At 50.4% G+C, this 5,854-nt stretch carries 2 tRNA genes and 3 rRNA genes; all 5 read right to left on the minus strand.

Annotation, left to right across the window (positions count from 1 at the left end):
• Positions 1–47: 47 nt before the first annotated feature.
• Positions 48–160 (minus strand): 5S ribosomal RNA (gene rrf / locus ACCD11_RS28145).
• A 128-nt stretch (positions 161–288) separates the two neighbouring features.
• Positions 289–3,164 (minus strand): 23S ribosomal RNA (locus tag ACCD11_RS28150).
• Between the two features lie 321 nt (positions 3,165–3,485).
• Positions 3,486–3,561 (minus strand) — tRNA-Ala (locus ACCD11_RS28155).
• Between the two features lie 39 nt (positions 3,562–3,600).
• A tRNA-Ile gene (locus tag ACCD11_RS28160) sits at positions 3,601–3,677 on the minus strand.
• Between the two features lie 90 nt (positions 3,678–3,767).
• Positions 3,768–5,302 (minus strand): 16S ribosomal RNA (locus ACCD11_RS28165).
• Together the 16S, 23S and 5S rRNA genes with 2 tRNA genes alongside form the textbook arrangement of a ribosomal RNA operon.
• Between the last annotated feature and the right edge of the window lie 552 nt (positions 5,303–5,854).

Consider the following 5,854-nt stretch of genomic DNA (forward strand, 5'->3'; position numbering starts at 1 on the left):
AAAAAACCCCAGTCAGATCACTGACTGGGGTTTTTTGGGCTGTAAGAGCCTGACGATGACCTACTTTCACACGGGAACCCGCACTATCATCGGCGCTGAGTCGTTTCACTGTCCTGTTCGGGATGGGAAGGAGTGGGACCAACTCGCTATGGTCATCAGGCATAAAGGGTTGTTCTGTTGATCACATGATCAAGAGAACGAATTCATAGAGTTTGGAATCAGCTTGTGGCGAATTATTTTGAATGCGTCAACTTGGCATAACACCTTGATCGGATTGATCAAAGTTATAGGGTCAAGCCGCACGAGCAATTAGTATCAGTTAGCTTAACGCATTACTGCGCTTCCACACCTGACCTATCAACGTCCTGGTCTTGAACGACTCTTCAGGGGGCTCAAGGCCCCGGCAGATCTCATCTTGAAACGAGTTTCCCGCTTAGATGCTTTCAGCGGTTATCTCTTCCACACTTAGCTACTCGGCAATGCCACTGGCGTGACAACCGATACACCAGAGGTGTGTCCACTCCGGTCCTCTCGTACTAGGAGCAGGCTTCCTCAAATCTGCAGCGCCCACGGAAGATAGGGACCAAACTGTCTCACGACGTTTTAAACCCAGCTCACGTACCTCTTTAAATGGCGAACAGCCATACCCTTGGGACCGGCTACAGCCCCAGGATGAGATGAGCCGACATCGAGGTGCCAAACACCGCCGTCGATATGAACTCTTGGGCGGTATCAGCCTGTTATCCCCAGAGTACCTTTTATCCGTTGAGCGATGGCCCTTCCATACAGAACCACCGGATCACTATGTCCTGCTTTCGCATCTGCTCGACTTGTCAGTCTCGCAGTTAAGCACGCTTATGCCATTGCACTATCGTCACGATGTCCGACCGTAACTAGCGTACCTTCGAACTCCTCCGTTACGCTTTGGGAGGAGACCGCCCCAGTCAAACTGCCTACCATGCACTGTCCCCGATCCAGATAATGGACCTAGGTTAGAACCTCAAACACACCAGGGTGGTATTTCAACGTTGGCTCCACAAGATCTAGCGACCCTGCTTCAAAGCCTCCCACCTATCCTACACAGATCTGTTCAAAGTCCAATACAAAGCTACAGTAAAGGTTCATGGGGTCTTTCCGTCTTTCCGCGGGGAGATTGCATCATCACAAACATTTCAACTTCGCTGAGTCTCAGGAGGAGACAGTGTGGCCATCGTTACGCCATTCGTGCAGGTCGGAACTTACCCGACAAGGAATTTCGCTACCTTAGGACCGTTATAGTTACGGCCGCCGTTTACTGGGACTTCAATCAAGAGCTTGCACCCCATCATTTAATCTTCCAGCACCGGGCAGGCGTCACACCCTATACGTCCACTTTCGTGTTTGCAGAGTGCTGTGTTTTTAATAAACAGTCGCAGCCACCGATTTTTTGCAACCCATTCATGCTTCGTTGTTCACTACACACTAATAGGGCACACCTTCTTCCGAAGTTACGGTGTCAATTTGCCGAGTTCCTTCTCCTGAGTTCTCTCAAGCGCCTTAGAATACTCATCTCGCGCACCAGTGTCGGTTTGCGGTACGGTCGTTGTTAGCTGAAGCTTAGTGGCTTTTCCTGGAACCTCGTTCAGTCACTTCACGGACAAGTCCGCTCGATCGTTGGCCTCGGTATATGTGCACCGGATTTGCCTAATGCACGCCTACATCCAACTAAACCAGAATAATCCAATAACTGGATGACCTATTAAGATCCGTCCCCACATCGCACTAACAATCGGTACAGGAATATTGACCTGTTTCCCATCAGCTACGCATCTCTGCCTCGCCTTAGGGGCCGACTCACTCTACGCCGATGAACGTTGCGTAGAAAACCTTGCGCTTACGGCGAGGGGGCTTTTCACCCCCTTTAACGCTACTCATGTCAGCATTCGCACTTCTGATACCTCCAGCACGCTTTACAACGCACCTTCACAGGCTTACAGAACGCTCTCCTACCACTTGCAATAAATTGCAAATCCGCAGCTTCGGTAACTGGCTTAGCCCCGTTACATCTTCCGCGCAGGACGACTCGATCAGTGAGCTATTACGCTTTCTTTAAATGATGGCTGCTTCTAAGCCAACATCCTGACTGTTTTAGCCTTCCCACTTCGTTTCCCACTTAGCCAATTTTAGGGACCTTAGCTGGCGGTCTGGGTTGTTTCCCTCTTGAGTCCGGACGTTAGCACCCGGTGCTCTGTCTCCCAAGCTGTACTCATCGGTATTCGGAGTTTGCCTTGGTTTGGTAAGTCGCCATGACCCCCTAGCCAAAACAGTGCTCTACCCCCGATGGTAATACTTGAGGCACTACCTAAATAGTTTTCGGAGAGAACCAGCTATTTCCAAGTTTGTTTAGCCTTTCACCCCTATCCACAGCTCATCCGCTAGTTTTGCAACACTAGTCGGTTCGGACCTCCAGTACCTGTTACGGCACCTTCATCCTGGCCATGGATAGATCACTTGGTTTCGGGTCTACACCCAGCGACTGATCGCCCTATTCGGACTCGATTTCTCTACGGCTTCCCTATTCGGTTAACCTTGCCACTGAATGTAAGTCGCTGACCCATTATACAAAAGGTACGCAGTCACCCCTTACGAGGCTCCTACTTTTTGTAAGCACGCGGTTTCAGGATCTATTTCACTCCCCTCCCGGGGTTCTTTTCGCCTTTCCCTCACGGTACTAGTTCACTATCGGTCAATGATGAGTATTTAGCCTTGGAGGATGGTCCCCCCATATTCAGACAGGATTTCTCGTGTCCCGCCCTACTTGTCGTTAGCTCAGTACCACACAGGTCATTTCACGTACGGGGCTATCACCCGCTATGGCCAGCCTTTCCAAGCTGTTCCGTTATGTCTTGTGCTATCACTAACAGGCTTCTCCGATTTCGCTCGCCACTACTTTCGGAATCTCGGTTGATGTCTTTTCCTCGAGCTACTGAGATGTTTCAGTTCACCCGGTTCGCCTCGCATGACTATGTATTCATCATGCGATACCTTTGCAGGTGGGTTTCCCCATTCGGAAATCTCCGGATCAAAGCTAATTTGCCAGCTCCCCGAAGCTTATCGCAGGCTATCACGTCCTTCGTCGCCTATCATTGCCAAGGCATCCACCACGTGCTCTTATTCACTTGACCCTATAACTTTGAGCTCTCCTCGCGGAGATCCAAAATCGTTTCAAGGAATTACCAGGTCTTTCACCTGGCGCGTTATGCCGTTACATTCAAAATTCGATTTGACTCGAAATTGAAGTTTCTTTTGACGCAATCAAAAATTCTATGCTGCTGATGGCACGGTCTGCACTAAACCTTTACGAATGTGCAGTTTCCATCAGCAGCGCTGATTCGACTCTATGAATTTTTAAAGAACAGCCGATTGATCAAGAGATCTTGATCAACAACAAAGAAGCCTCATGCTTTCACACGAAGCCGCTTTGGTGTTGAATTAAGTATCGTTATTGGTGGAGGATGACGGGATCGAACCGACGACCCCCTGCTTGCAAAGCAGGTGCTCTCCCAGCTGAGCTAATCCCCCGTGAACACTTCAATGTTCCAAACGCGTCACAGGAAGATTTGGTGGGTCTAGTTGGGCTCGAACCAACGACCCCCGCCTTATCAAGACGGTGCTCTAACCAGCTGAGCTACAGACCCATTCGCCAATCATCTTCAAAAAATGAAGACAACCGACTTCTTCCAACAACCGATAAGTGTGGGCGTTTAAATTAAATTGCTTGTTTCCAGAAAGGAGGTGATCCAGCCGCACCTTCCGATACGGCTACCTTGTTACGACTTCACCCCAGTCACGAACCCTGCCGTGGTAATCGCCCTCCTTGCGGTTAAGCTAACTACTTCTGGCAGAACCCGCTCCCATGGTGTGACGGGCGGTGTGTACAAGACCCGGGAACGTATTCACCGTGACATTCTGATCCACGATTACTAGCGATTCCGACTTCACGCAGTCGAGTTGCAGACTGCGATCCGGACTACGACTGGTTTTATGGGATTAGCTCCCCCTCGCGGGTTGGCAACCCTTTGTACCAGCCATTGTATGACGTGTGTAGCCCCACCTATAAGGGCCATGAGGACTTGACGTCATCCCCACCTTCCTCCGGTTTGTCACCGGCAGTCTCATTAGAGTGCCCAACTGAATGTAGCAACTAATGACAAGGGTTGCGCTCGTTGCGGGACTTAACCCAACATCTCACGACACGAGCTGACGACAGCCATGCAGCACCTGTGTTACGGTTCTCTTTCGAGCACTAAGCCATCTCTGGCGAATTCCGTACATGTCAAAGGTGGGTAAGGTTTTTCGCGTTGCATCGAATTAAACCACATCATCCACCGCTTGTGCGGGTCCCCGTCAATTCCTTTGAGTTTCAACCTTGCGGCCGTACTCCCCAGGCGGTCAACTTCACGCGTTAGCTTCGTTACTGAGTCAGTGAAGACCCAACAACCAGTTGACATCGTTTAGGGCGTGGACTACCAGGGTATCTAATCCTGTTTGCTCCCCACGCTTTCGTGCATGAGCGTCAGTACAGGTCCAGGGGATTGCCTTCGCCATCGGTGTTCCTCCGCATATCTACGCATTTCACTGCTACACGCGGAATTCCATCCCCCTCTACCGTACTCTAGCTATGCAGTCACAGATGCAGTTCCCAGGTTGAGCCCGGGGATTTCACAACTGTCTTACATAACCGCCTGCGCACGCTTTACGCCCAGTAATTCCGATTAACGCTTGCACCCTACGTATTACCGCGGCTGCTGGCACGTAGTTAGCCGGTGCTTATTCTTACGGTACCGTCATTAGCCCTCTTTATTAGAAAAGGCCGTTTCGTTCCGTACAAAAGCAGTTTACAACCCGAAGGCCTTCATCCTGCACGCGGCATGGCTGGATCAGGCTTGCGCCCATTGTCCAAAATTCCCCACTGCTGCCTCCCGTAGGAGTCTGGGCCGTGTCTCAGTCCCAGTGTGGCTGGTCGTCCTCTCAGACCAGCTACAGATCGAAGGCTTGGTGAGCCTTTACCTCACCAACTACCTAATCTGCCATCGGCCGCTCCATTCGCGCAAGGTCTTGCGATCCCCTGCTTTCATCCGTAGATCGTATGCGGTATTAGCACAGCTTTCGCTGCGTTATCCCCCACGATTGGGCACGTTCCGATGTATTACTCACCCGTTCGCCACTCGCCGCCAGGATTGCTCCCGCGCTGCCGTTCGACTTGCATGTGTAAGGCATGCCGCCAGCGTTCAATCTGAGCCAGGATCAAACTCTATAGTTCGATCTTGATTTTTGCGCCTGACCTCGCGGCCAAGCAAAACTCATAAAAAAAGAATTAAAGTGAACTTCACTTCTATCTCATGAGCGTTTTTAAGTCTTGCGACTTGTTCCGAAGAACTTACGCAATTACCTTCAAACGCCCACGCTTATCGGCTGTAAATTTTTAACGAACCCCGAAGCAAACTTTCGTCTGCTTCGTTTTGCTTTGCTGCGATCAGCGAAGCCTTGTAGTCTATCACGATTTTTAAAGAATCGTCAAACTTTTTTCGCTTTCAACATCTTCTTTATTCGCACCCCGCAACCTTCGTTGCAAGCTGCTGAAGCTGTTTCAGCGGAGCCTTGTAGTCTAGCACGACTTTTGAAGTCTCACCAAACTTTTTCAACCCTTTTCGCTTTCAACCAGCCCTTCATCGCAACCCGCAACTTTCATTGCAAGCCACTGAAGCCGTTTCAGCGAAGCCTTCGATTATGCACCGGTTTTTTAAGACCAGTCAAACTTTTTGAAGACTTTCTTTGCCGACTCGCAAGCAGAACCCCTGGGAGGACTGCTTGC

The organism is Variovorax sp. Varisp36 (assembly GCF_047304235.1).
Lineage (GTDB): Bacteria > Pseudomonadota > Gammaproteobacteria > Burkholderiales > Burkholderiaceae_C > Variovorax.